The sequence below is a fragment of the Brevundimonas huaxiensis genome, from assembly GCF_014218725.1.
Taxonomy (GTDB): Bacteria; Pseudomonadota; Alphaproteobacteria; order Caulobacterales; family Caulobacteraceae; genus Brevundimonas; species Brevundimonas huaxiensis.
Genome location: NZ_JABBJE010000003.1, coordinates 216,144 through 237,795 on the forward strand (window position 1 = coordinate 216,144; position 21,652 = coordinate 237,795).

General features: G+C 67.2%; 22 protein-coding genes. 14 read left to right on the forward strand and 8 right to left on the reverse strand.

Going from position 1 to position 21,652, the window contains the following annotated elements; all coding sequences use genetic code 11:
- Positions 1–8: 8 nt before the first annotated feature.
- Positions 9–1,097: an ABC transporter ATP-binding protein gene (locus tag HF680_RS08390; RefSeq protein WP_045810571.1), complete on the reverse strand. Its 1,089-nt coding sequence runs from the start codon at positions 1,095–1,097 to the stop codon at positions 9–11.
- Between the two features lie 172 nt (positions 1,098–1,269).
- On the opposite strand from HF680_RS08390, the gene HF680_RS08395 reads away from it, so the two are divergent.
- The 5 genes from HF680_RS08395 (at position 1,270) to HF680_RS08415 (ending at position 7,493) form a co-directional block, all read left to right on the forward strand.
- Positions 1,270–3,888, forward strand: a complete 2,619-nt coding sequence (locus HF680_RS08395) for a TonB-dependent receptor domain-containing protein (protein WP_045810570.1) — start codon at positions 1,270–1,272, stop codon at positions 3,886–3,888.
- A gap of 68 nt (positions 3,889–3,956) precedes the next feature.
- On the forward strand, positions 3,957–4,673 hold the full coding sequence (locus HF680_RS08400; protein WP_039245249.1) for a hypothetical protein: 717 nt from the start codon (positions 3,957–3,959) through the stop codon (positions 4,671–4,673).
- A gap of 372 nt (positions 4,674–5,045) precedes the next feature.
- Positions 5,046–5,984, forward strand: a complete 939-nt coding sequence (locus HF680_RS08405; RefSeq protein WP_185224732.1) for a winged helix-turn-helix domain-containing protein — start codon at positions 5,046–5,048, stop codon at positions 5,982–5,984.
- Positions 5,985–6,075: 91 nt separating this feature from the next.
- Positions 6,076–7,083, forward strand: coding sequence for a sensor histidine kinase (locus tag HF680_RS08410; RefSeq protein ID WP_185224733.1), 1,008 nt, complete (start codon positions 6,076–6,078; stop codon positions 7,081–7,083).
- Between the two features lie 62 nt (positions 7,084–7,145).
- Positions 7,146–7,493, forward strand: coding sequence for an ArsC family reductase (locus tag HF680_RS08415; protein WP_185224734.1), 348 nt, complete (start codon positions 7,146–7,148; stop codon positions 7,491–7,493).
- Here HF680_RS08415 and HF680_RS08420 read toward each other — a convergent pair.
- On the reverse strand, positions 7,486–8,295 hold the full coding sequence (locus HF680_RS08420) for an endonuclease/exonuclease/phosphatase family protein (protein ID WP_185224735.1): 810 nt from the start codon (positions 8,293–8,295) through the stop codon (positions 7,486–7,488). The genes HF680_RS08415 and HF680_RS08420 overlap by 8 nt on opposite strands.
- A 7-nt stretch (positions 8,296–8,302) precedes the next feature.
- Entirely contained in the window at positions 8,303–8,542 is a 240-nt protein-coding gene (locus HF680_RS08425) for a DUF2188 domain-containing protein (RefSeq protein ID WP_017506104.1), read from the reverse strand.
- Positions 8,543–8,717: 175 nt separating this feature from the next.
- Between HF680_RS08425 and HF680_RS08430 the strand changes: the two genes are divergently transcribed.
- The 8 genes from HF680_RS08430 (at position 8,718) to HF680_RS08465 (ending at position 15,452) form a co-directional block, all read left to right on the forward strand.
- Positions 8,718–9,113 carry a DUF6249 domain-containing protein gene (locus tag HF680_RS08430; protein WP_039245241.1) on the forward strand — a complete coding sequence of 132 codons (396 nt, stop codon included), beginning with the start codon at positions 8,718–8,720 and terminating at the stop codon, positions 9,111–9,113.
- 24 nt (positions 9,114–9,137) lie between these two features.
- Entirely contained in the window at positions 9,138–9,695 is a 558-nt protein-coding gene (locus tag HF680_RS08435) for an RNA polymerase sigma factor (protein ID WP_039245240.1), read from the forward strand.
- Entirely contained in the window at positions 9,685–10,101 is a 417-nt protein-coding gene (locus tag HF680_RS08440; RefSeq protein WP_185224736.1) for a hypothetical protein, read from the forward strand. The genes HF680_RS08435 and HF680_RS08440 overlap by 11 nt, the downstream gene beginning before the upstream one ends.
- Positions 10,102–10,170: 69 nt before the next feature.
- Positions 10,171–11,007 carry a 3-methyl-2-oxobutanoate hydroxymethyltransferase gene (gene panB / locus HF680_RS08445; RefSeq protein WP_185224737.1) on the forward strand — a complete coding sequence of 279 codons (837 nt, stop codon included), beginning with the start codon at positions 10,171–10,173 and terminating at the stop codon, positions 11,005–11,007.
- A gap of 127 nt (positions 11,008–11,134) precedes the next feature.
- Positions 11,135–11,902 (forward strand): tetratricopeptide repeat protein, encoded by a 768-nt coding sequence (locus HF680_RS08450; RefSeq protein WP_205196155.1) that lies wholly within the window; start codon positions 11,135–11,137, stop codon positions 11,900–11,902.
- Between the two features lie 26 nt (positions 11,903–11,928).
- Entirely contained in the window at positions 11,929–13,311 is a 1,383-nt protein-coding gene (locus tag HF680_RS08455; RefSeq protein WP_185224739.1) for a PQQ-binding-like beta-propeller repeat protein, read from the forward strand.
- A 31-nt stretch (positions 13,312–13,342) separates the two neighbouring features.
- Entirely contained in the window at positions 13,343–14,962 is a 1,620-nt protein-coding gene (gene der, locus HF680_RS08460) for a ribosome biogenesis GTPase Der (RefSeq protein ID WP_185224740.1), read from the forward strand.
- Between the two features lie 4 nt (positions 14,963–14,966).
- A complete protein-coding gene (locus tag HF680_RS08465; RefSeq protein WP_185224741.1) occupies positions 14,967–15,452 on the forward strand; it encodes an NUDIX hydrolase in 486 nt (161 codons plus the stop codon).
- Here the strand turns inward: HF680_RS08465 and HF680_RS08470 are convergent.
- Genes HF680_RS08470 through radA form a run of 4 tightly spaced genes read right to left on the reverse strand, consistent with a single transcriptional unit; the run spans position 15,449 to position 19,791 of the window.
- Complete coding sequence (locus HF680_RS08470; protein WP_185224742.1) at positions 15,449–16,201, reverse strand: SDR family NAD(P)-dependent oxidoreductase; 753 nt, start codon at positions 16,199–16,201, stop codon at positions 15,449–15,451. The two genes, HF680_RS08465 and HF680_RS08470, sit on opposite strands and share 4 nt — an antisense overlap.
- A gap of 58 nt (positions 16,202–16,259) precedes the next feature.
- Entirely contained in the window at positions 16,260–17,765 is a 1,506-nt protein-coding gene (gene purF / locus HF680_RS08475; protein ID WP_185224743.1) for an amidophosphoribosyltransferase, read from the reverse strand.
- A 27-nt stretch (positions 17,766–17,792) separates the two neighbouring features.
- A complete protein-coding gene (locus tag HF680_RS08480; protein ID WP_185224744.1) occupies positions 17,793–18,389 on the reverse strand; it encodes a CvpA family protein in 597 nt (198 codons plus the stop codon).
- Positions 18,390–18,420: 31 nt separating this feature from the next.
- Positions 18,421–19,791: a DNA repair protein RadA gene (radA, locus tag HF680_RS08485; protein WP_185224745.1), complete on the reverse strand. Its 1,371-nt coding sequence runs from the start codon at positions 19,789–19,791 to the stop codon at positions 18,421–18,423.
- Positions 19,792–19,963: 172 nt separating this feature from the next.
- Here radA and HF680_RS08490 point away from each other — a divergent pair, with 172 nt between their 5' ends.
- Entirely contained in the window at positions 19,964–20,611 is a 648-nt protein-coding gene (locus HF680_RS08490) for a Yip1 family protein (RefSeq protein WP_185224746.1), read from the forward strand.
- Here the strand turns inward: HF680_RS08490 and alr are convergent.
- Entirely contained in the window at positions 20,605–21,651 is a 1,047-nt protein-coding gene (gene alr / locus HF680_RS08495) for an alanine racemase (RefSeq protein WP_185224747.1), read from the reverse strand. The two genes, HF680_RS08490 and alr, sit on opposite strands and share 7 nt — an antisense overlap.
- Between the last annotated feature and the right edge of the window lies 1 nt (position 21,652).

A 21,652-nucleotide genomic window follows, 5' to 3' on the forward strand; every position in this document is an offset into this window, starting at 1 on the left:
CGGAGGGGTTAGAGCCGCTTGAAGGCTTTCCCGTCCGCGTCGAACAGGTGCGCCTGTTTTGCGGGCACGTGCAGCGTCAGTCGCTCGCCCGCCTTGGCCCGCAGTTCGCCCGCCAGCTGAACCGTCAGCGTGTCTGGCGTCGCCGGATGCTTCAGGTGCGCCATGGTCGTGGCGCCCAGAGTCTCGACGAACATGACCTCGGCGCTCAGGGCGTCGCCGTCGTCGCTGAGGATCAGATGCTCGGGACGGACGCCCAGCGTCACGGTATCGCCGAGCTTGGCCGAGGCGGCGTCCACGGCGATGCTGATCGGCTCGCCGGCCGTCGTCTCCACCGTCGCGCCGGTTGTCGAGGCCTCGACGATCTCGGCAGTCAGCAGGTTCATCTTGGGACTGCCGATGAAGCCAGCGACGAACAGGTTGGCGGGGTGTTCGTAAAGCTCCATCGGCGCGCCGACCTGTTCGATCCGACCGGCGTTCAGCACCACGATCCGGTCGGCCAGGGTCATGGCCTCGACCTGGTCGTGGGTGACGTAGATCATGGTGGTCTTCAGCTCGGCATGCAGCCGCGCGAACTCATAGCGCATCCTTACGCGCAGGGCGGCGTCCAGGTTGGACAGGGGCTCGTCGAACAGGAAGACCTCGGGTTCGCGCACGATGGCGCGGCCGATAGCGACCCGCTGGCGTTGGCCACCCGACATCGCCTTGGGCTTGCGATCCAGATAGTCGGTGATGCTGAGCGCCTCGGCGGCGGCGCGCACGCGGCGGTCGATCTCGCCCTTGTCCGTCTTGGCCAGCTTCAGGCCGAAGGCCATGTTCTCATAGGCGGTCATGTGCGGATAGAGCGCATAGGACTGGAACACCATAGCGATGCCCCGGTCCGACGGCGACAGGTCGTTGACCAAGCGGTCCCCGATCAGAACCTGGCCCGTGGTCGCCTCTTCCAGCCCCGCGATGGTGCGCAGCAGGGTGGACTTGCCGCAGCCCGACGGGCCGACGAAGACGACGAATTCGCCGTCGGCGATCTCCAGATCGACGCCCTTCAGCACCTCGACGGCGCCGAACGCCTTCTTCACGTCGACCAGACGGACATTCGCCATGCTTCCTGCTTTCCTGACCCGTTTTGTTTTGCCGCAGCGTAACCGGTTACATCGCAGGATCAATGGCGCACGATGTCTCGCCGACGATTGAAATTGCAAAACTGCAAAATTGGGCTTTCGCAAAAACGAAGCGCTGGATAGAAGTCCGCTGCCAATGGCGGGGAGTATCCGAATGACAAAGCGCAACTTCTTGATGACGACAGCCTCGATCGCCTGGTTGGCGACGGCTGCGGCCGCCCAGGCCCAGGAGGCGTCGCGCGTGGACGATGTGGTCGTCACCGGCTCCCGGATCGCGGGCGGTGAGCGGATCGCCCCGGTAGAGACTGTAGCCCGCGAAACGATCGCCGCCGCCGGCGTCGCCGATGCCTCTCAGCTGATCCGGCTGGTCACGGCGAACTCGGGCTCCGAGGCCCAGGTCGATCAGCTGAACCAGCCGCAGAGTTCGGGCACGGCCCAGTTCAACCTGCGCAATCTCGGCCTCGGCTCGACCCTGGTCCTGGTGGACGGCCAGCGCTGGACCAACAGCGCCGTGGTGGCGACGGACGGCTCGGGCTTCGTCGACATCAACTCCCTGGTGCCGATGATCGCGCTTCAGCGGGTCGAAGTGGTCAAGGACGGCGCCTCGGCGGTCTATGGCTCGGACGCGGTGGCGGGCGTGGTCAACTTCATCACCCGGCGGGGCGTGGACCGCCCCGAGATCAGCGCCAAATACGCCGTCGCCGACGGGTCGGAAGAGAGCGTGATCGAGGCGCTCGGCGGGTTCGGCCTGCTGGGCGGCGACCTGACGCTGGCGGCTTCGCATTTCCATCGCTCGGCCCTGGGTTCCGACGAGCGGGACTTCACCCAGGCCGAACGCTATGGCCGCGCGGCCTGGACGGCCGTGACCAGCTATGGCCAGCCGGGCTCCTATTTCCGACCTAGCCGCAACGGTTTTTCGCCCGATCCGGCGTGCGGCAATACGGCGTTCGGCAGCGCCTATCTGAACACGCCGACCGACAGCTTCTGTCGGCTGGACTATTCCGACTTCTTCGACCTGGCCCCGGAGGAGACCCGCACGCAGCTGTTCGCGGACTACCGGCGGCCTGTGGGCGACATGACCCTGTCGCTGCAAGGGGCGTGGTCGGCGACGAACACCATCGCGCGCCAGTCGCCGTCGCTGCCGATCCTGGCGCGGTCGCTGACGGTCCCGGCGAGTCATCCCGACAATCCGTTCGGCGAGGCGGTGCTGTTCCGGGGGCGGCTGCTGGGGGCGGAGGCCGGCGCGTCGCAAGCGGAGTTCGACTATCGCACCTGGCGTCTGGCGGCCGGGCTGGATGGGCGCTTCGGCAATGGCTGGACCTGGAACCTGTCCGCGACCAGCAGCCGCCAGCACGTCGCCTATGACAAGCCCGACACCATCGGCAGCGCCTTGCAGAATGCGCTGAACGGCCTGGCCGGAGCGGGCTGCAATCCCGCGACGGGGACGCCCGGCGTCGGGGGTTGCCAGTATTTCAACCCGTTCGGCAGCGCCTATCTGGGGACCGGAACGGCGAACAGCGCCGCCCTGATCGACAGCCTTATCGGCTCGACCGGCCTGCGGGGCGCGGCGACCCTGACGACGGCGGACGCCTCCACCAGCGGCGAGGCCCTGGCCTGGGCCGGCGGATCGATCGATGTCGCCGTCGGCGCCCAATATCGCCGCAGCGGCTTCCGTCACGACTGGAGCGATCTGGTGAACCGGGGCGATCTGCTGACGGCGGGCGTGTCGCCGGATTTCGACGGCGATCAGGAAGCTCTGGCCGCGTTCGCCGAAGCCCGCCTCCATCTGGGCGACCGGATCGAGGCGCAGTTGGCCGGGCGCTACGAATCCTACGACGGCAACGAGGGCCGGTTCAGCCCCAAGGCCGCGATCCGGTGGGACGTCACCGATGCCCTGGCCCTGCGTGCGTCGTGGGGGCAGGGGTTCCGGGCGCCGTCGGTCTATGCCCAGTCGGGGGCGCAGGCGTCGCAGCCGTCGGTCTTCGACCGGGGGGCGTTCGTCTTCGTCAACACCCTGACCTCGGGCCGAGCCGACCTGAAGCCCGAGAAGTCCGAGAGCCTGAACCTGGGCGCAGTCTGGACGCCGATCGACGGGCTGGAACTGGGCGTGGACGCCTGGCGGTTCGACTATGCCGATCAGGTGGTCAAGGAGTCGGCCCAGGCCATCATCAACCAGGCGGCGGCCGATACGGCGGCGGGGCGGACCGGCACGGAGGCGCAGAGCCGCATTACCCGCTCGGCCAGCGGCGCCCTGACCTTCGTCCAGCTTTATTTCATCAACGCCTCGTCCATCGAGACCCAAGGGATCGACCTGTCGGCCCGCTATCGGCGCGGCCTGTGGGGCGGGGAGGCGACGGCCTCGGCGACGTGGACCTATGTGGACGCCTATGACATCCGGCTGGACGCGTCGGCCGCCAAGGTGTCGGGCGTCGGTTCGACCAACCTGAACAACATCGGCCGGTCCCTGCCGCGCAATCGCGGGGAGTTCGCCGTGGGCTGGAGCGGCGGGGCGAACGCGTTGACGGCGCTGGTTCACTATACCGACGGCTACGCCAACGATCGCAGCGGGATCACCGACGCCAGCATCGCCAGCCAGACGACGGTCGATCTGCTCTACAGCCGCACGATCGGCGCTGATCTCGATCTGTCGGTCGGGGTGGTCAATGTCGCGGACAAGGCGCCGCCGCTGGCGCAGTTCGCCCTGGGCTATGACCCGGTCGTAGCCGATCCGCGCGGGCGGGTGGTCAGCATTGGCCTGAGCAAGCGGTTCTGACCAAGCGGTTCTGATCGGCGGTTGCGCGGTCAACCGGGCGGTGTATGCATCCCCCAGGGGAGAATCCGATGACCGACGGCGAGACGACGCGCAAACAGGCGTTCAAGGACCTGTCCGAGGACGCGCTGGGCTTTGGCGGCGCCGAGGTGCGGACCGCGCGCGACCTGCTGGTGCGGCCCCGACTGGTGCTCCAGGCCTGGATGATCGAGGGGCCGACGGGGGGCGGGCGTTACGCCAAGCCGTTGAAGCTGTATCTGGCGCTGAACGCGATCCTGATGCTGATCGTCTTCCTGCGCGGGGGCTTGAGCTTATACCTGGAAGGCATGCCGGCCGACGTGCTGAACCCCCTGCTTCAGGAAGCGGGCAAGTCGCGCGACGCCTTCATGTCGGACGCCGACGGCTGGATGTCGCTGGTGGCCGTGCCGATCATGGCGCCGCTCTACGCCCTGGCGGCCATGCCGCTGTTTCGCCTGTGGGACGCCGAGGACCTGGGCCTGAGATGCGGGTTTCGCGCGGCCTTCGCCTATCTGAACGCCTGGACCGTGCCGTTGCTGCCGCTGGCCTGGTTCATGTTCAGCCCCGGCCCGCTGGCCGCGGCGTGCAGCCTTTTGATGCTGGCGCTGGGCATCGTGGCCTTCATGCGGATGGGGAGGGGACGGTGGTATCGGGGCGTGGTCCCCGGCCTGGCCAAGGGCCTGATCGTGATGATCGCCATCGGGCTGTCCAGCGTCGTTGCGACCTTCATCGTGATGGTCATCGGCGTGTTCGCCGGGTTCGCGGCCTAGACGGTCGCCTGACAAAAACACCGTCTAATTCGTCTAATTCGTCTGAACTCAGCGACAGAGCGAAATTGCACAGCGCGGAAAAAGGGCGTGCAAAATGCAAGACGGTGCAATTGCTGAGCGCTGCTGTTTTCAAAGACCCGTCGACATCATAATCCCGTTCGGGGATACGTACGGTCGATTGATGAAGGCCGTCTCTAAACGCCCGATACTAAAGCGGATTTGTCGGCGAACAATGACGGCAAGGGGGGCGCCGCAGAGCGTGGATCGATCGTCGCTCCGCCTCTGTCCCGAAACCTCATTTTCGGTAGTTGTCTTGTCGACAGGGGCGCGAGCGAGGACGACAGTGTTCGCTGAAGCCTCTGATGGTCTGCAATGTCTCTGCGTTTACAAGCCGCTCAGGTCGCTTGGCTGAATACGAAGCTGACGCTCGATTTCATCGCCGCATCCCGCACCTGGATCGACGAGGATTTGATATCCGCCCTGCTGACTGCGGGCGTCGTGGATGCGAACGTCAGAGGCGCCGATGACGAAGGTGCGGCACGCAACCCTTCCATCGGAGCCGGCATTTTGCCGAACGCCCTGCGGCGGCCTGTGAATGCGATCAGCATCGCCATGTCCCTGGGCGTGCCGCGCGAGAGCGCGCGCACAAAACTGGCGGGCCTGGTGGAGCGGGGGATCTTGGTCCGGACCGACGGCGGCTTCGTCTTGCGCGCCGAGGTGTCGCAGTCGAAACCGTTCAAGTCTGCGATGGAAGCCTTTCTGCTGGCCACGGTGGAGTTCGTCGATGGGCTGGCGATGCTGAATGCATGCGGCGCCCGCGACGGCGACAGGGTCGTCACGCCAGCCTGGCCAGTCGCCGGCCTGGCGACGCGGCTGATGACGGCCCACGTCCTGAAAGGCATCCAGCACGCCTGGTCGCTGAAGCCCGAAATCAGCATGACGACGCACTACGTCCTGCTCTGGCTGTCGCATCTCACCGGAAGCGCCTTGCGGGTCGTTCAGGACGAGCCGGACGCCGGCCGTCTCGGCCCCCTGAACCCGCCGTTCGGGCCGGTGAGCGTGATCGAGGTCGCCAAGGCCGCCACAATGGACGACGAAACGGTCCGCCGGCACCTGGGTCAGCTTGAAAAGGCAGGCCTGGTGATCCGGGTCGCGGGCAAGAGAGACATCAATCTGCCGGATCAGACCCTGGTCGCGAACTGGCTCGATTTCCAAAGCCGGACGATCCTCGGCACGCAGCAACTGGTGCGCAAACTCTATGTCGCGGGCGTGATCGTCGATCAGCCAAGCGAAACCATCCGATTATTCTGAACGACGATGATGAGGTTCGCATCCCAGATCGATGCTGGAGCTGCATTCGTCGGTTGCTCGTCGAATGCCGTCGTCAATAGGGGGCGCGCCGATGCCGGCCCTTATTGACGCGTTCGATTGGGCGACGACGCCCCTGGGGCCAAGGCGCGATTGGTCGCCCGCGCTGAGCATTACCTATGACATGATGATGGGAATGGGTTTTGCGGCCAGCGTCATGTGGGGCCCGGAGCGCACCCTGCTCTACAACGGCGCCTATATGCCGCTGCTCGGACAAAAGCATCCGAACGCCCTGGGCCGTCCGCTGGACCAGGTCTGGTATGAGGTTTGGGACGTGTTGCGCCCCCTGACGGAACGGGCGCTGGCAGGCGAAACCGTTTTTCTGGAAGACCTGCCGCTGACGATGGTCAGAAACGGCTATGCGGAAGACACCAGCTGGACACTGTCGTACAGCCCGGTACGGGACGGCGACGCGATCGTCGGCATTCTCAATATCGCCATCGAAACGACCGAGCGGGTACGGGGCGAGCAACACCGGCAGATGTTGGTCGACGAATGCGGCCACCGGGTGAAGAATACCCTCGCCCTGGTTCAAGCGGTCGCCCGCAGCACCTTGTCGGGCGTCGATCGCGATGTGCTGGAGCGTTTTGACGAGCGACTGAACGCCATCGCCCGGACCCAGCAGACGCTGGACGAAAAGGCGTGGAATGGCGGCGACCTCGGCGAGATCGTTCGCGACGCGGTCGGTAATCTGGTGCGCAGGCCGGTTTCCATCTCGGGGCCGTCGGTGCAGCTGTCGCCGCGTGTGGCGCAGACGGTCGCCTTGATCATCCACGAACTGACGACGAACGCGTTCAAGCACGGCGCGCTCGGCAAGCCCGGCGGCCGCGTTTCCGTGGATTGGCGGCTGGACGAGGGTGAACTGGTTCTGACGTGGATCGAAGGCGGGGGCGCGCCGGCCCATCCGCCGCTCAAGACCGGATTTGGCGTCAAGCTGCTCGCAAGAGGGCTGTTGGGGTGCGGCGGCGCGGATCTTCGTTACGGCGTAGAGGGGTTCTCGGCGACGTTCAAAGCGCCGGCGTCGCGTCTGACCGACGGTTGACGATAGTCGGCGAGGGGGCGAAAGCGGCTGCATTCGCTTGATCCACGACCTTCGAGAGCCCCATGACCTACACCCTCTACGGCATTCCCAACTGCGACACGGTGAAGAAGGCCCGGGTCTGGCTGGAGCAGCACGGGGTCGATTACGTCTTCCACGACTACAAGAAGGCTGGAGTGGATGCGGGGCGGCTGAGCCAGTGGGTCGACGAGCACGGGTGGGAGACGGTGCTGAACCGGGCCGGGACGACCTTCAAAAAACTGCCGGAAGTCGACAAGGCGGACATCGACAAGGCAAAGGCGATCGCGCTGATGACGGCCCAGCCGTCGATGATCAAACGGCCTGTGCTGGATTTGGGGGATCGGCGGCTGGTGGGGTTCAAGCCCGAGACCTACGCCTCGGCGCTCACCTGAGACGGACGGTCGCGACGACGCCGAAGTGGTCAGACGGGTATTCGCCGTTGGTCGGCGTATCGCCGAAGCGACGGGCCTCGCCGGGGATGAAGGCGGCCTGTTCGACGAAGATGTGGTCGATGACGCGCTCGGGGTGACCCTTGGCGGGGTTCAGGGTGGTCGGGACCGAACCGCGGGGCAGGGCGCTGAAGAAGCGGGGACCCGTCAGGGTCGCCAGGCCGGAATCCTCCTGCGTCGCATTGAAGTCGCCCATGACGATCAGGGGCGTGCCGTCCTGCGGCAGCCAGCCGAGCAGGGAGGCGATCTGGCGGGCGCGGACCGGGCCGGCGTCCTGTTGCCACGCCAGATGGGTGACGACGACATCGACCGGGCGACCCTGAACCGCGACGCGAAGCCGAAGCGCGGTGCGGAAATCGTCTAGCGGCTCGAGCTTGGTCGAGGCCTCGGCCAGAACCGGCAGGCGGGTCAGCAGGGCGTTGCCATAGCGACGCGGGGCGCCCTCGGCGTCGGTCGAGACGAAGGCGACATGATAGCCGCCCAGCTCGCGCGCCAGCATCCGGGCCTGGTTCTCCAGCCCGACATTGGCGTCCTCCAGCACCTCTTGCAGGGCGATGACGTCGGCGTCCTGGGCCTTCAGGGCGGCGACCAGCAGCGGACGGCGGGCGGCCCAGTCGCCCATGTTGTGCCAGATGTTGAAGGTGACGAGCGTCAGTTCGGCGGGCGTCTTCGCCTTTGGCGCCGTGGCGCAGCCTGCCAGCGGCGCCAGCGCGGCGGCGGCCAGCAGGGTGCGACGGGGGATCATCTCGGCCTCAGCCCTCGACGTCGGTCGAGGGGCGGTCGTGGCCGTCGGCGCTTTCGGTGACCCATTCGCCGGCGGCGGTCTCGTATTCGATCGCGGCGGTCTGGTCCGGCACGCGCTGCTCGCGTGCGGCGCGGACAGCGGCGGCCTTGGCGTCGTCGTGGCTGGCGAAGGTCTCGGAATAGGTGTCGCCGGACTTGTAGGCCCAGCCGCCGTCATGTTCGACGATGCGATAGGTGACGTGGGCCATGGGACGCGCTCCTGAGATTGATGAAACCGGACCCTAGACCGAACAGGCGGCGGCCGAAACGGCGACCTTACGAAGATTTCACGTAGCGCCGCGCATCCGTTGAGGCGTCGGTCAGCCTCTTGTGATCAGAAGGCCGCCGCATCAGGCTGCTGCAACGGATAAAGGGATACTCATCATGGAAGGCTTTGTTCCGATCTTCGCGATGTTCGCCGTCTTCGGTTCGATCACCGCCATCGTCTTCGGCCCGCAGGTTCTGAAATATCGCGAAAAGCGCGACATGCAGGAAACCATCCGCCATGCGGTGGACAAGGGCCAGCAACTGCCGCCCGAACTGATCGACGTCATGACCAAGGACGTGCAGAAGAGCCTGCCGTCGCGCACCAAGGACATCCGGCGCGGCGTCATCTGGCTGGCGTCCGGCATCGGCATCGCCGCCTTCTCGGTCGTCAGCGAACTGGGCGGGAACTTCAACGGCAATCTGGACAGCGGTCTGCTGGGCATCTCCTGCATTCCCGTCACGATCGGCCTGGCCTTCATCGTCCTGAGCTTCTTCAACAAGGGCGCGGACTGACCACGGCGGGCGGGGGAAGCTCTGATGAGCAAGTCTCTACGCGACTTCCACGATGTGGAGCTGGCCGCCCAGGCGGCGGCCGGCGGTCGGCGGGAGTATGGCGAACTGGTGCGTCGGCACGGGTCGGCGGTGCGGGGGCTGCTGCGCCGGATGGGGGCGACGCCGTCCCTGTCCGACGACGTGGCGCAGGACGCCTTTCTGCAAGGGTTCCAGCGGTGCGCGGAGTTTCGCGGGCAGGGAACGTTTGCGGGCTGGATCAAGAAGATCGCCGCGCGGCTCTATCTGAAGCGGGTGGCCAAGGAAGCGCGCTACGTCGCCGAGATCGAGGCCGATCAAGCGGATGTGGTCGTCGACCGCGGCGGTCTGATGGACCTGGACGAGGCGTTGAAGACGCTCAGCGAGACCGAGCGTGTCTGCGTCTCCCTGTGCCACGGCGCGGGGATGTCGCATCCGGAAATCGCGGCAGCCATGAATTTGCCGCTTGGCACGGTGAAATCGCATGTCAAACGTGGTCTGGATAAACTCCGTGCGCGGCTTCAACCGGCGCACGGCTCAGGCGGGAGGTCGGTCCATGTCGGCTGACGAATTCGATCCGATGATCGAAAGGCTGTTCGCCCAGGCGCCGAGCCTGCCGGACGAGGCCCTCTTCCTGGCGACGGTCAAGTCGCGCATGGAGACGCGGTCGCGCTGGCGCGCCCTGACCCTGACGGCGGCCGGTCTGATCGGCGGCGTGCTGGCGGTGCGCGAGGGGGTGAACATCAACTTCACCGCCGACGGCGATACGACCCTGGCGCAAGGCCTTCGAGCCGCGGCCGCCACGGCGCAGGGCGCAGCGCAATCGGGCCTGGACGGATTGGGCCTGCAAGGTCTGGGCGTCGGGTCGCTGGACCTGATGAACGGTTCGGGCATGATGGCCTTCTGGATCGTCGCCGGCGCCCTGGTCGCCCTGATGGCGGCGGGCGTGGCGAAGCTGTCGCAAGACGTGTGAGCGCGGCTGCGAGGGTGACACCGGCGGGGCAGGGGCCTATCTGACCCCTTCACGTCAGGAGGCCCGGCGATGTCCGTCCACACCCAAGAGAGCGTCAAACGCATCACCGTGCCCGATATCGCAGGGCGCAAGGGCGGCGAGCCGATCGTCTGCCTGACGGCCTATGACGCGCCGATGGCGGCCCTGCTGGATCCGCACTGCGATGTGCTGCTGGTCGGCGACAGCCTGGGGATGGCGGTTCACGGCCTGCCCAATACCGTGGGCGTCACGCTGGAGATGATGATCCTGCACGGGCAGGCCGTCATGCGCGGCGCCAAACGGGCGATGGTGGTCGTGGATATGCCGTTCGGCTCCTATGAAGGCGGCAAGGAAGTCGCCTACGCCAACTGCGTGCGGGTGATGAAGGAGACGGGCGCCCAGGCGGTGAAGCTGGAAACCAGCATCGAAATGGCAGAGATCGTCGCCTTCCTGGTCAAGCGCGGCATTCCGGTCATGGGCCATGTCGGTCTGCGACCCCAAGCGATCCTGGCCGAGGGCGGCTTCAAGGCAAAGGGCCGGACCGACAGCGAGCGCGACCGGGTGCTGGCCGAGGCCAAGGCCGTCGCGGAGGCCGGCGCCTTCTGCATCGTCATCGAGGGCGTCGCCGAATCGCTGGCGCGCGAGATCACCGAGACGATCGACGTTCCCACCATCGGCATCGGCGCCTCGGCCGCCTGCGACGGTCAGGTGCTGGTGGTCAACGACATGCTGGGCATGTTCGACTGGACCCCGAGGTTCGTGCGCAAATACGCCGATCTGCGCACGGAGATCGACCGCGCGGCGGCCGCTTTCGCCAGCGATGTGAAAACCCGCCGTTTTCCTGCCGAAGTCGAGACCTACTTCTCGAAAAAGCCGGCTTCGCAGTAACGGACGACGTTGCGGGCGGGGAGCCGACCTTCTAGGGTCCGCGCCGGTTTGCATTTCGCGATTTTGGGGCGACGTTTCAGTGGTTGATGTCTTCGAGCAGGTCGAGGAGGAGCTTCGCTCCGACAAAATGAAGCGCCTGGCCAAGACCTGGCTGCCCGTTTTCGGCGTGGTGCTGGTCGTCGCCCTGATCGGCGCCCTGGGCTGGTGGGGCTGGGACAGCCTGAACTCCAACAAGGCCGCCAAGGCCGCCGAAGCCTATGATCGCGGCATGGAGGCCCTGCGAGCCGACAAGCCGATGGACGCCCGCACCGCCTTCGAGGAAGCGATCAAGGAAGGCAACGGCGCCTACAAGGTCCTGGCCCTGCAGCAGCAGGCCGGCCTGGCCGTCAGCGCCAACAAGTTCCCCGAGGCTGTCCGCCTGTTCGACGAAGCCGCCAAGGCGTCCAGCGATCCGATCCTGTCGGACCCGCCCGCCCTGAAGGCCGCCTTCCTGATCATGGACACCGCGCCGCTGGCCGAGATCGAAAAGCGCCTGACGCCGCTGGCCGAAGACAAGCGCCCGCTGCACGCCTTCGCCCAGGAAGCCCTGGCCCTGGCGCGCCTGCAACACGGCAAGACCAAGGAAGCGCGTGAGGCCTTCGTGCTGCTGCAACTGGGTCAGGACGTGCCGGACTCGATCCGTCAGCGCGCCCAGATCGCCGTGGAATCCATCGACGCCGGCACCGCCGCCGCCATCAAGCCCATCATCGACGCCGCCGCCAAGGCGACGCCGCCCGCCGCCGGCGCTGCGAACGCGATGACGCCTTCGGCCGCCCAGGCTGCACCGGCTCAGGCTGCTCCGGCCCAGGCCGCACCCGCTCAGGCGGCGCCCGCCGCCGCGCCGGCCGCCCAATAGTGACGACCCCTTACAGGACGCCCCCGATGAACCGAGTTCTGAAAGTCGCGCTGATCTGCGGCGTCGCCGCAACGATGGCGTCCTGCGGCACCGTGCGCCGCAATCTGCCGTTCGGTCTGGGCGGCGGCAAGGAAGACGCCGGCGCGACCGCCTCGGCCGGCCAGCGCATCTCGGTGCTGGAGTTCGAACAGAGCCTGTCGCCGTCGGCCGCCCTGTCGGGCCGCGACTTCTTCCTGCCGGGTCCGCAGGCCGTGACGGCCTGGACGCAGCCGGGCGGCACGTCCGAGAACCTGGTCGAGCACGTCATCGCGGCGCCGAACTTCCAGATCGCCTGGAAGCGGGGCGTCGGCTCGGGATCGGCCCACGTCGGCAACGTCATGGCGCCGATCGTGGCCGCCGACGGCAAGATCTTCGTGTTGGACGGCGAATCGACCGTTTCGGCGGTTTCGGCCGACACCGGCGCGATCCTGTGGAAGGCCAACGTCAAGAACGCCGATCGTGACCGCAACGGCGGCTTCGGCGGCGGCGTCGCCGTCGGCGGCGGCAAGGTCTTCGTCTCGTCCGGCTATCGCTCGATGACGGCGCTGGACGTCAACACCGGCGCGGTGGTCTGGACCCAGCAGGTGGACGCCCCGATCCACGGCGCCCCGACCGTTTCGGGCAACCGGGTCTTCGTCGTGGACGTGGACAGCCAGCTGTTCGCCTTCGACGCCAACACCGGCGCCCAGGACTGGACCTATCGCGGCATCGCCGAGCCGGCGCGCGTCATGCGCGCCTCCAGCCCCGCCGTCAGCGGCACGACCGTCGTCGCCCCGTTCGCCTCGGGCCAGCTGGTCGCGCTGAGCGCCCTGAACGGCCAGGCCGTGTGGGAAGAGACTTTGTCGCGCACCAGCCGCACCAGCGCCCTGTCGGAAGTTCGCGACGTGGCGGGCCGTCCGGTCATCAGCCGCGGCATGGTCTATGGCGTCAGCCATTCGGGCGTGATGTCGGCGCTGGACCTGCGTTCGGGCCAGCCCAAGTGGCAACTGCCGGTGACGGGCGTGAACGCGCCCCTGCCGGTGGGAGACGCCGTCTTCGTGGTGTCCAAGTCGGGTCAGCTGATCACGGCCAACCGCGACACGGGCCAGATCTACTGGACGCGCGAACTGAACGAGGGCCGCGAGCGCCGCGAGGGCGGCTTCCTGACCTTCGGCCGTCGCACCATCCGCCCGCAATGGTCGGGACCGCTGCTGGCCTCCAACCGACTGGTGATGGTCAATTCGTTCGGCGAGGCCGTCGCCTTCGATCCGAAGACCGGCGTGGCGCAGACGACGCTGAAGCTGGGCGCGCCGGCCTATATCGCGCCGGCCGCCTATAACGGCGCGCTGTATGTGCTGACCGACAACGGCCAACTGATCTGCATCCGCTGATTTTCAGCCCAAACTAAGCTAGAAGGCCGACATGGCTCTGAAGGTCGCCATCGTCGGCCGCCCCAATGTGGGCAAATCGACACTGTTCAACCGCCTCGTCGGCAAGCGCCTGGCGCTCGTCGACGATCGTCCCGGCGTGACCCGCGACCGGCGATACGCCGACGGCAACATCGGCGACTTGGATCTGACGCTGATTGACACGGCGGGATACGAGGACGTCACCGACGACAGCCTGGAAGCCCGGATGCGCGAGCAGACCGAGGCCGCGCTGGACGACGCCGAACTGGTCATGTTCATGATGGACGCCCGCGAGGGCGTGACGTCGCTGGACCGGATCTTCGCCGAGCGCCTGCGCCGGGTGCACAAGCCGGTCATCCTGTTGGCTAACAAGTCCGAGAGCCGCGAGAGCGGCGGCGGCGTCGGCGAGGCGCACGCCCTGGGCTTTGGCGAGCCCGTCGCCATCTCGGCCGAGCACGGCGAGGGGATGGCCGATCTGTATGCCGCCATCGTCGCGGCCTCGCAGGACATCTTCGTCGAGGAGATCGACGAGCCGGACAAGCCGATCCGCATCGCCGTCATCGGCCGGCCCAATGCGGGCAAGTCCACGCTGATCAACCGCCTGATCGGCGACGACCGGCTGCTGACCGGGCCGGAAGCGGGCATCACCCGCGACTCCATCTCGGTCGACTGGCAGTTCGAGGGCAAGAACATCCGCCTGGTCGATACGGCCGGGATGCGTCGCAAGGCGCGGGTGCAGGAGAAGCTGGAGAAGCTGTCGGTCGCCGACACCATCCGGGCCATCACCTTCGCCGAAGTCGTCATCCTGATGATGGACAAGGACGACGCCTTCGACACCCAGGACCTGCAGCTGGCCGATCTGGTCGAGCGCGAGGGTCGCGCCCTGGTCTATGTCGCGTCGAAGTGGGACCTGGAGGACGAGCCCCAGTCCCGCATGGCCAAGCTGAAGAGCATGGCCGAGGACAAGCTCCCGCAACTGAAGGGGTCGCCGTTCGTGGCCCTGTCGTCGCACAGCGGGCGCGGCGTCGAGCGACTGATGCCGGCGGTGCTTCAGGCCTATGACACCTGGTCGGTCAAGGTGAAGACCAAGGACCTGAACACCTGGCTGTCCATGGCGACCCAGCGTCACCCGCCCCCCGCCGTGGACGGCAAGCGGATCAAGCCGAAATACATCGCCCAGACCAAGGCCCGCCCGCCGACCTTCGTGCTGATGGCCAACCGCGCCGAGTCGATGCCGGAGCATTACAAGCGCTATCTGGTCAACTCGATCCGCGAGAGCTTCGACCTGCCGGGCACGCCGATCCGTCTGAACGTCAAGTCCAGCGGCGTGAACCCCTATGCCGAAGGCGGCGCCAAGTCCGGGCCGGAACGCTACAAGGGCGACGCCAAGACCGCGCCGCGCCGCGTCAAGAAGGCCGAGAAGGAAGAGGCCCTGTCCAAACTGCCGGGCAAGGCGCTGGAGCAGAAGAAGACCCGCAAGGCCCAGCCCAAGATTCTGGGCGGGCTGAAGTCCAGCGCGTCGAAAAAGGCCGGTTCGTCCGTGGCGGTCCAGAAGGGCGCGCGCGGCGGCGCTCGCCAGGTCTCGCGCTCTGGCCGCATCCGCACGGGCCAAAAGGGCGGCGCCAAGAAGTGACGGCGTGAGCGAGGCCGAGAGCGCGCTTCCCGCCCGGCCCACCTCGCGTTGGCTGATCCTGGACGGGCAGGGGCGGGTGCTGCTGTTCCACTTCGTCTTTTCCGAAGGACCGCTTGCCGGCACGGCCTTCTGGGCGACGCCCGGCGGCGGGTGCGAGGCCGGCGAAACCTTTGAGGACGCCGCGCGCCGCGAACTGTTCGAAGAGACGGGCCTGGTCGTCGAAGACCCCGGCCCGCAGGTCGCCCAGGTCCGCGTCAGCTTCCGCCTGCCTGACGGTCGAATGGCGGATGTGGATCAGAGGTTCTTCCTGCTGCGCACCGACGACTTCGTCCTGTCGCCCAAGGGTTGGACGGACGAGGAGCAGAGGGTTCTGACCGAACACCGCTGGTGGAGCCTCGACGACATCCGCCAATCCAAGGAGACGATCTGGCCGGCTGAGTTGGCGGAAATTCTGACTTCGCTCCGCCTGCCGCTGATCGGCGATCGTTAGATCAAGGCGTCGACCGAGGGGCCGGAGGCCCAGTCGCGGAACTTGATGGTCAGCGGGGGCGTGGCGGCGGCCTTCGACAGTTCGACGACCAGCGGGCCGATCTCGGAGGGGTGGGGCAGGACGGACGGATCTTCGCCCGGATAGGCCTGGGCGCGCATGGCGGTGCGCATGCGGCCGGGATCGACGATGCTGACGCGCACGGGCGTGCTTTCGATCTCGTCGGCCCAGGCCTTCACCAATGCCTCGGCGCCGGCCTTGGTCGCGGCGTACATGCCCCAGAAGGCCTTGGGCGCGCTGGCGACGCTGGTGGTGAAATGGATGGCGCGGCCGGCGTCGGAGGCGCGCAGCAGCGGCTCCAGCGAGCGGATCAGGCGATAGACCGCGGTGAAGTTGGTCTTTTCGACCTTGGCGAACTCGCGCGGGTCGGCGTGCGACACCGGCGTCAGGCCCGAGGCGCCCATGGTGGCGGCGCAGTGGACCCAGATGTCCAGTTTCTTGAACCGTTCGAAGATGGCGCCGCCCAGCCGGTCGATGGCCCCGCCGTCCACCAGATCGAACGGAATCAAGGTCGCATGGCGGCCGGTGGCGGCGAAGATGGCGTCGTCCAGCTCTTCCAGACCGCCTTGCGTGCGCGCCGTCGCGATGACGTGGGCGCCAGCCTTGGCCAGAGCCAGGGCGCTCTCATAACCGATGCCGCGCGAGGCGCCGACGACGAGGGCGATGCGGTCTTTCAGGGGGAGTTCGGACATGGCCGCTGATAGCGCGGCCTTGACCCTCAAGCCAAGGCCCGCGCGCTCAGGTTTCGCCCTAGGCGCTGACCAGCAAGGACAGCTGTTTGGCGCCGAACTCGCGGCCGCCTTCCTCGATCTCGCGATCCAAGAGGCGGGTGGGGTAGTCGCCGGTGAAATAGTGGTCGGTGAACTGCGGGGCGGCGGCGTTGCGGCCGCTCTCTCCCATCGCGCGATACAGGCCGTCGATGGACAGGAAGCCGAGCGAATCGACCTCCAGCATGTCGCGCATCTCTTCCAGCGTCTTGTTTGCGGCCAGCAGCTGGGCGCGCTCGGGCATGTCGATGCCGTAGAAGTCGGGGAACAGGATCTGCGGGCTGGCCGAGCGCAGGTGGACCTCGGTGGCGCCGGCAGCTCGGACGGCGCGAACCAGCTTCAGCGAGGTGGTGCCGCGCACGATGGAATCGTCGATCAGCACGACGCGCTTGCCGGCCAGGGCCGACTTGTTGGGGCTGTGCTTCATGCGCACGCCCTTTTGACGGGCGCCCTGGCTGGGCTGGATGAAGGTGCGGCCCAGGTAGTGACTGCGGATGATACCCATTTCGTAGGGGATGCCGCTTTCCTGGGCGTAGCCGAGGGCGGCGGGAACGCCGGAATCGGGCACGGGCACAACGATGTCGGCCTCGACGCCCAGTTCGCGGGCAAGGCCGCGACCCATTTCCTTGCGGACCTCATAGACGGAGCGACCGTTCACGACCGAATCCGGGCGCGAGAAATAGACGTATTCGAACAGGCACGGACGCGCCGCGCGGGCGGGGAAGGGCTTGATCGAGCGCAGGCCGCTGTCGTCGATGACGACGATCTCGCCGTGTTCGACGTCACGCACGAAGGAGGCGCCCATCATGTCCAAGGCGCAGGTCTCGGACGCCAGAACCCAGCCGTCGCCCAACTGGCCCAGGACCAGCGGGCGGATGCCCAGCGGGTCGCGCGCGCCGATCATCTTGGTGCGCGTCTGAGCCACCAGGGCGTAGCCGCCCTCGATCCGGGCCAGGGCGTCGGTGAAGCGATCGACGATCTTGGCTTTGCGGCTGCGCGCAATCAGGTGGAGGATGACTTCGGAATCCGAGGTCGACTGGAAGATGGCGCCCTCGCTGACCAGTTGGGCGTGCAGGAATTTGAAGTTGGTCAGGTTGCCGTTGTGGGCGATGGCGATGCCGCCCTGGTCCAGATCGGCGAACATCGGCTGGATGTTGCGCAGGAAGCTGCCGCCGGCGGTGGAGTAGCGGGTGTGGCCCACGGCCGCGCGGCCGGGCATCCGGGTCATCAGGTCGGCGCCGCCGAAGGCCTCGCCCACCAGGCCTTGGTGGCGTTCGGTATAGAAGCGCTCGTTCTTGACGCTGGCGATGCCGCAGGCTTCCTGGCCGCGATGCTGAAGGGCGTGAAGACCCAGCGCGACGACGGAAGAGCCTTCGTCCTCGTCGGCGCCCCAGACGCCGCAGACGCCGCATTCCAGACGGAGCTGGTCATCCTCCGGCTCGCGCCAGTGCTCGCGGTGAACGACGGGATCGGCGATATGGTGGCGCATCGTGGGGCTCCGATGACCGGGGGGAACTTAACGGGCGGCTTCGCGCGGCGAGTTAGGCTGTGATTGCGTCGGGGGCAAGGCTTCGTCGTCCGAAAAGCCCCGGCGTACGGACGAATCCACGACGGGCGTGATGGCGTCGGCGCCGCGCCCGATGCTGGGCAGGACGATCTGGATCATCCGCGCGCCCATGGCGCTGACCGGATAGAGGGCTGCATTTGCGAGCCAAAGCGGCGTGCGCTCGCCCGGCAGGGCTGCGACGATGACCAGATGCACCGCGCCGATCAGGACCAGCGCGCGGACGCCGCCGATGAACACGCCGAAGATGCGGTCGATGACGCCGAGGTGCGGATGGTCCTTGGCGCTCTTGGACATCATCGAACCGACCAGGCGCAGGCCGAAATAGACGACAAAGAAGGTCAGGACGGCGGCGAGGATCGACCCGGCCCATTCGGGATCGACGAAGGCGCGCGTGACGCCGGCGGTCCAGGGCAGGGCGATCAGGGCGACCAGCGCCGCCAGGGTCGCGCTGAGCAGGGTGATGACCTCGCGCACCCCGCCGCGCACCCAGCCGGCGGCGACGGAAAACAGGATCACCACGATGGCGAAAACGTCGTATCCGGTCACGTGTGCGGGATCCTGCGGTTGCTACCAGGGTCTAATAGCGGTTCTGCGAGATTCGTTCGACCACATCCGTCAGACGCGTCACGGACGTCACCTTCACCCTCTTGGTCTTGGCGGTCAAAGTCGGGCCGAGCACCTGATCGAAGCCCAGTTTCTGCGCTTCGCGCAGGCGGGCCTCGGCGCGGCCGACGCTGCGGACCTCGCCCGACAGGCCGATTTCGCCAAAGACGACGCAGCCCTGGGGCAGGGACACGCCGGTCGCCGAACTGATCAGGGCCGCCGCCGCCGCGAGGTCGGCCGCCGGTTCGTTGATGCGCAGGCCCCCGGCGACATTCAGATAGACGTCCTGATCGCCGAAGCCGAAGCCGCAGCGCGCCTCCAGCACGGCCAGAACCATGGCCAGACGCCCCGTCTCCCAGCCGATGACGGCGCGACGCGGGGTGCCATAGGCGGACTTGGACACCAGAGCCTGCATCTCGACCAGCACCGGCCGCGAGCCTTCGATCCCGGCGAAGACGGCGGCGCCCGGTGCGCGCTCCTTGCCCTCGCCGAGGAAGAGGGCGGAGGGGTTGGCGACCTCGCGCAGGCCGGCGTCGCCCATTTCGAACACGCCGATCTCGTCTGTGGCGCCGAAGCGGTTCTTGCCGGCGCGCAGGATGCGGAACGGATAGCCGCGCTCGCCCTCGAAGGTCATGACCGCATCGACCAGGTGTTCGACGACGCGGGGGCCGGCGACCTGGCCGTCCTTGGTGACGTGGCCGACCAGAACGATGGCGGGGCCGTCGCTCTTGGCCAGACGCACCAGTTCGCCCGCGCAAGCCCTGACTTGTGTGATCGAGCCGGGGCCGCTGTCATGCACGTCGGACCAGAGGGTCTGAACCGAATCGATGATGACGATGTCGAACTTCTCGCGCTTCAGCGTGCCCAGGATGTCGCGCAACGCCGTCGCCGCCGCCAGATTGACCGGGGCATCGGCCAAGCCCATCCGCTTGGCGCGAGCGCGGATCTGCTCGACGGCTTCCTCGCCCGAGATATAGGCCACGCGCGAACCGCGAAGCGCCGCCTTGGCCGCGACCTCCAGCAACAGGGTCGACTTGCCGACGCCCGGATCGCCGCTGAGCAGGATGGCCGAGCCGGGCACCACGCCGCCCCCGCAGACCCGGTCGAACTCGGCCACGCCCGTCGTGATGCGCGGCGGCTCTGGCGTGTCGGACTGAAGCGTTTCGAACTGGACGCCACGCGTACGGGCCGAAGCTGCCGCCGACGGCTTGATCGCGCCCGGCGGAGCCGAGCGGCTTTCTTCGCTCAAGGTGTTCCACTGGCCGCAGGAGCCGCACTGGCCCGACCACTTGCTGTGGACCGAGCCGCAGGACTGACAGACATAGACGGCGGAATCGCGAGCCATGGGCTTCCTTAGCAGATCGAACGGTCGCGCCGGACATGGCGTCGGCTCACGACAGTTTCGGTCGCAGGCGCAACCTTTGCCATATTGAGGGATTGAGAATGTGTCGCACACCCTTGCTTCTTGAAGCGACGCAACGTCAACATCCGCCCATCTTCTCTCGCCGAGGCCTGTCATGACCGATCCGACGACCCACTCCCAACCCGCTGTCGATCCGGCCCTGGTCGCGCGGGTCAAGGGCATACTGCTGCAACCCAAGTCCGAATGGCTGAAGATCGACGGCGAGTTCGCCACGACCAAAAGCCTGTTCACCCGCTATGCGATGATCCTGGCGGCGATCGGCCCGGTCTGTTCGCTGCTCGGCGGTCAGTTGATGCCGATCATGGGCATGAAGCTGTCGATCGTCGGCGCGATCGTCGTGGCGCTCGTCAGCTACGGCATGTCCTTGCTGGGGGTCTTCTTGGTGGGCCTGATCATCAATGCGCTGGCGCCGAACTTCGGCGGGACGGCCAATAAGGTCCAGGCCATGAAGCTGGCCGTCTATTCCTGGACCGCCGCCTGGCTGGCGGGCGTGTTCGGCCTGATCCCGATGCTGGGCATCCTGGCAATCCTGGGCCTGTACAGCTTCTATCTGCTGTTCGTCGGCCTGCCGATCCTGATGAAGGTGCCGGAGGACAAGAAGGTCGGCTATTTCATCGTGACGGTGATCGCCGGCGTCGTGATGTATTTCATCATCTCGGCGATCGTCGGAGCCATTTCGATGAGCTTCGTCGCCGCGTCGGTCGGCATGGCCGGCCTGGCGGGAATGGGCGCCGGCTACTGAGAATAGACGCGCGGCACGCGGGGGGTGATCGAGGTCAGCAGCTCATAGCTGATGGTCCCGGCCGCGGCCGCGGCGTCGTCCAACAGGCGGTTCGGGCCGAACAGTTCGACCGGATCGCCGACCGCGACGTCCAGGCCGGTGATGTCCACCGCACAGACATCCATCGAGACTCGACCCAGCAGCGGCCGCGTCTCGTTGGCGATCCAGACCGCGCCCTTGGGCGAATAGGATCGCAGCAATCCATCCGCATAGCCGGCGGCCACGGTCGCAACCTTGATCGAGCGTTCGGCGATATAGCCGCGCGAATAGCCGACGCTCTCGCCCGCCGGCACGTCGCGGACCTGAAGCACCTCGGCCGTCAGGGTCGCCACGGGTGCGATGCGGGGATCGGGCCGCCCCTCCGGTCCGCCGCCGTATAGACAGATGCCCGGGCGCACGGTGTCGAAGGCGAAGTCCGGGCCCAGGAAACAGCCGCTGGAGTTGGCGAACGAGCGGATCACGCCCGGGTAGCGATCCAGCACGCCCGCGAAGGCGTCGCGCTGGCGCCGGTTCATCGGATTGGCCGGTTCGTCGGCGCAGGCGAGGTGGGTCAGGACCAGGGCCAGGCCTTCGAAAGCCTCGGGCGCGTCCTCGGGTCGAATGCCCAACCGATTCATGCCGGTGTCGATCTGCAGGCCGCAGGTTCCGCCGCCCGCCGCCTGCCAAGCCTGAATCTGTGCGGGATGGTTCAGCACGGGCCGCAGGTCCGACGCCTTCAGCATCGCCGCATCGTCGCCGTGACAGCCGTCGAGCACATAGATCACCGGACCGTCAGCGCCCAAGGCCGCGCGCAGTCGCACGCCCTCCGCCGCCCGCGCCACGAAGAAGGTCCGCGCCCCTTCGGCCATCAGCCGCGTCGCCACGGCCTGCGCGCCCAGTCCATAGCCGTCCGCCTTGACCACCGGATGCACCGGCTGGCCGCTGACGGCCTCCAGCGTGTGATAGTTGCGCGCCAAGGCGTTCAGATCGACGGAGAGGACGGCGAGGGGCGATGCGGTCATG

What these genes read in the sequence shown, in the direction of transcription:
- HF680_RS08390 (WP_045810571.1), bottom strand. Translation starts at nt 1,097, where the DNA reads ATGGCGAATGTCCGTCTGGTCGACGTGAAGAAGGCGTTCGGCGCCGTC.
- HF680_RS08395 (WP_045810570.1), top strand. Translation starts at nt 1,270, where the DNA reads ATGACAAAGCGCAACTTCTTGATGACGACAGCCTCGATCGCCTGGTTG.
- HF680_RS08400 (WP_039245249.1), top strand. Translation starts at nt 3,957, where the DNA reads ATGACCGACGGCGAGACGACGCGCAAACAGGCGTTCAAGGACCTGTCC.
- HF680_RS08405 (WP_185224732.1), top strand. Translation starts at nt 5,046, where the DNA reads ATGTCTCTGCGTTTACAAGCCGCTCAGGTCGCTTGGCTGAATACGAAG.
- HF680_RS08410 (WP_185224733.1), top strand. Translation starts at nt 6,076, where the DNA reads ATGCCGGCCCTTATTGACGCGTTCGATTGGGCGACGACGCCCCTGGGG.
- HF680_RS08415 (WP_185224734.1), top strand. Translation starts at nt 7,146, where the DNA reads ATGACCTACACCCTCTACGGCATTCCCAACTGCGACACGGTGAAGAAG.
- HF680_RS08420 (WP_185224735.1), bottom strand. Translation starts at nt 8,295, where the DNA reads ATGATCCCCCGTCGCACCCTGCTGGCCGCCGCCGCGCTGGCGCCGCTG.
- HF680_RS08425 (WP_017506104.1), bottom strand. Translation starts at nt 8,542, where the DNA reads ATGGCCCACGTCACCTATCGCATCGTCGAACATGACGGCGGCTGGGCC.
- HF680_RS08430 (WP_039245241.1), top strand. Translation starts at nt 8,718, where the DNA reads ATGGAAGGCTTTGTTCCGATCTTCGCGATGTTCGCCGTCTTCGGTTCG.
- HF680_RS08435 (WP_039245240.1), top strand. Translation starts at nt 9,138, where the DNA reads ATGAGCAAGTCTCTACGCGACTTCCACGATGTGGAGCTGGCCGCCCAG.
- HF680_RS08440 (WP_185224736.1), top strand. Translation starts at nt 9,685, where the DNA reads ATGTCGGCTGACGAATTCGATCCGATGATCGAAAGGCTGTTCGCCCAG.
- panB (WP_185224737.1), top strand. Translation starts at nt 10,171, where the DNA reads ATGTCCGTCCACACCCAAGAGAGCGTCAAACGCATCACCGTGCCCGAT.
- HF680_RS08450 (WP_205196155.1), top strand. Translation starts at nt 11,135, where the DNA reads ATGAAGCGCCTGGCCAAGACCTGGCTGCCCGTTTTCGGCGTGGTGCTG.
- HF680_RS08455 (WP_185224739.1), top strand. Translation starts at nt 11,929, where the DNA reads ATGAACCGAGTTCTGAAAGTCGCGCTGATCTGCGGCGTCGCCGCAACG.
- der (WP_185224740.1), top strand. Translation starts at nt 13,343, where the DNA reads ATGGCTCTGAAGGTCGCCATCGTCGGCCGCCCCAATGTGGGCAAATCG.
- HF680_RS08470 (WP_185224742.1), bottom strand. Translation starts at nt 16,201, where the DNA reads ATGTCCGAACTCCCCCTGAAAGACCGCATCGCCCTCGTCGTCGGCGCC.
- purF (WP_185224743.1), bottom strand. Translation starts at nt 17,765, where the DNA reads ATGCGCCACCATATCGCCGATCCCGTCGTTCACCGCGAGCACTGGCGC.
- radA (WP_185224745.1), bottom strand. Translation starts at nt 19,791, where the DNA reads ATGGCTCGCGATTCCGCCGTCTATGTCTGTCAGTCCTGCGGCTCGGTC.
- HF680_RS08490 (WP_185224746.1), top strand. Translation starts at nt 19,964, where the DNA reads ATGACCGATCCGACGACCCACTCCCAACCCGCTGTCGATCCGGCCCTG.
- alr (WP_185224747.1), bottom strand. Translation starts at nt 21,651, where the DNA reads ATGACCGCATCGCCCCTCGCCGTCCTCTCCGTCGATCTGAACGCCTTG.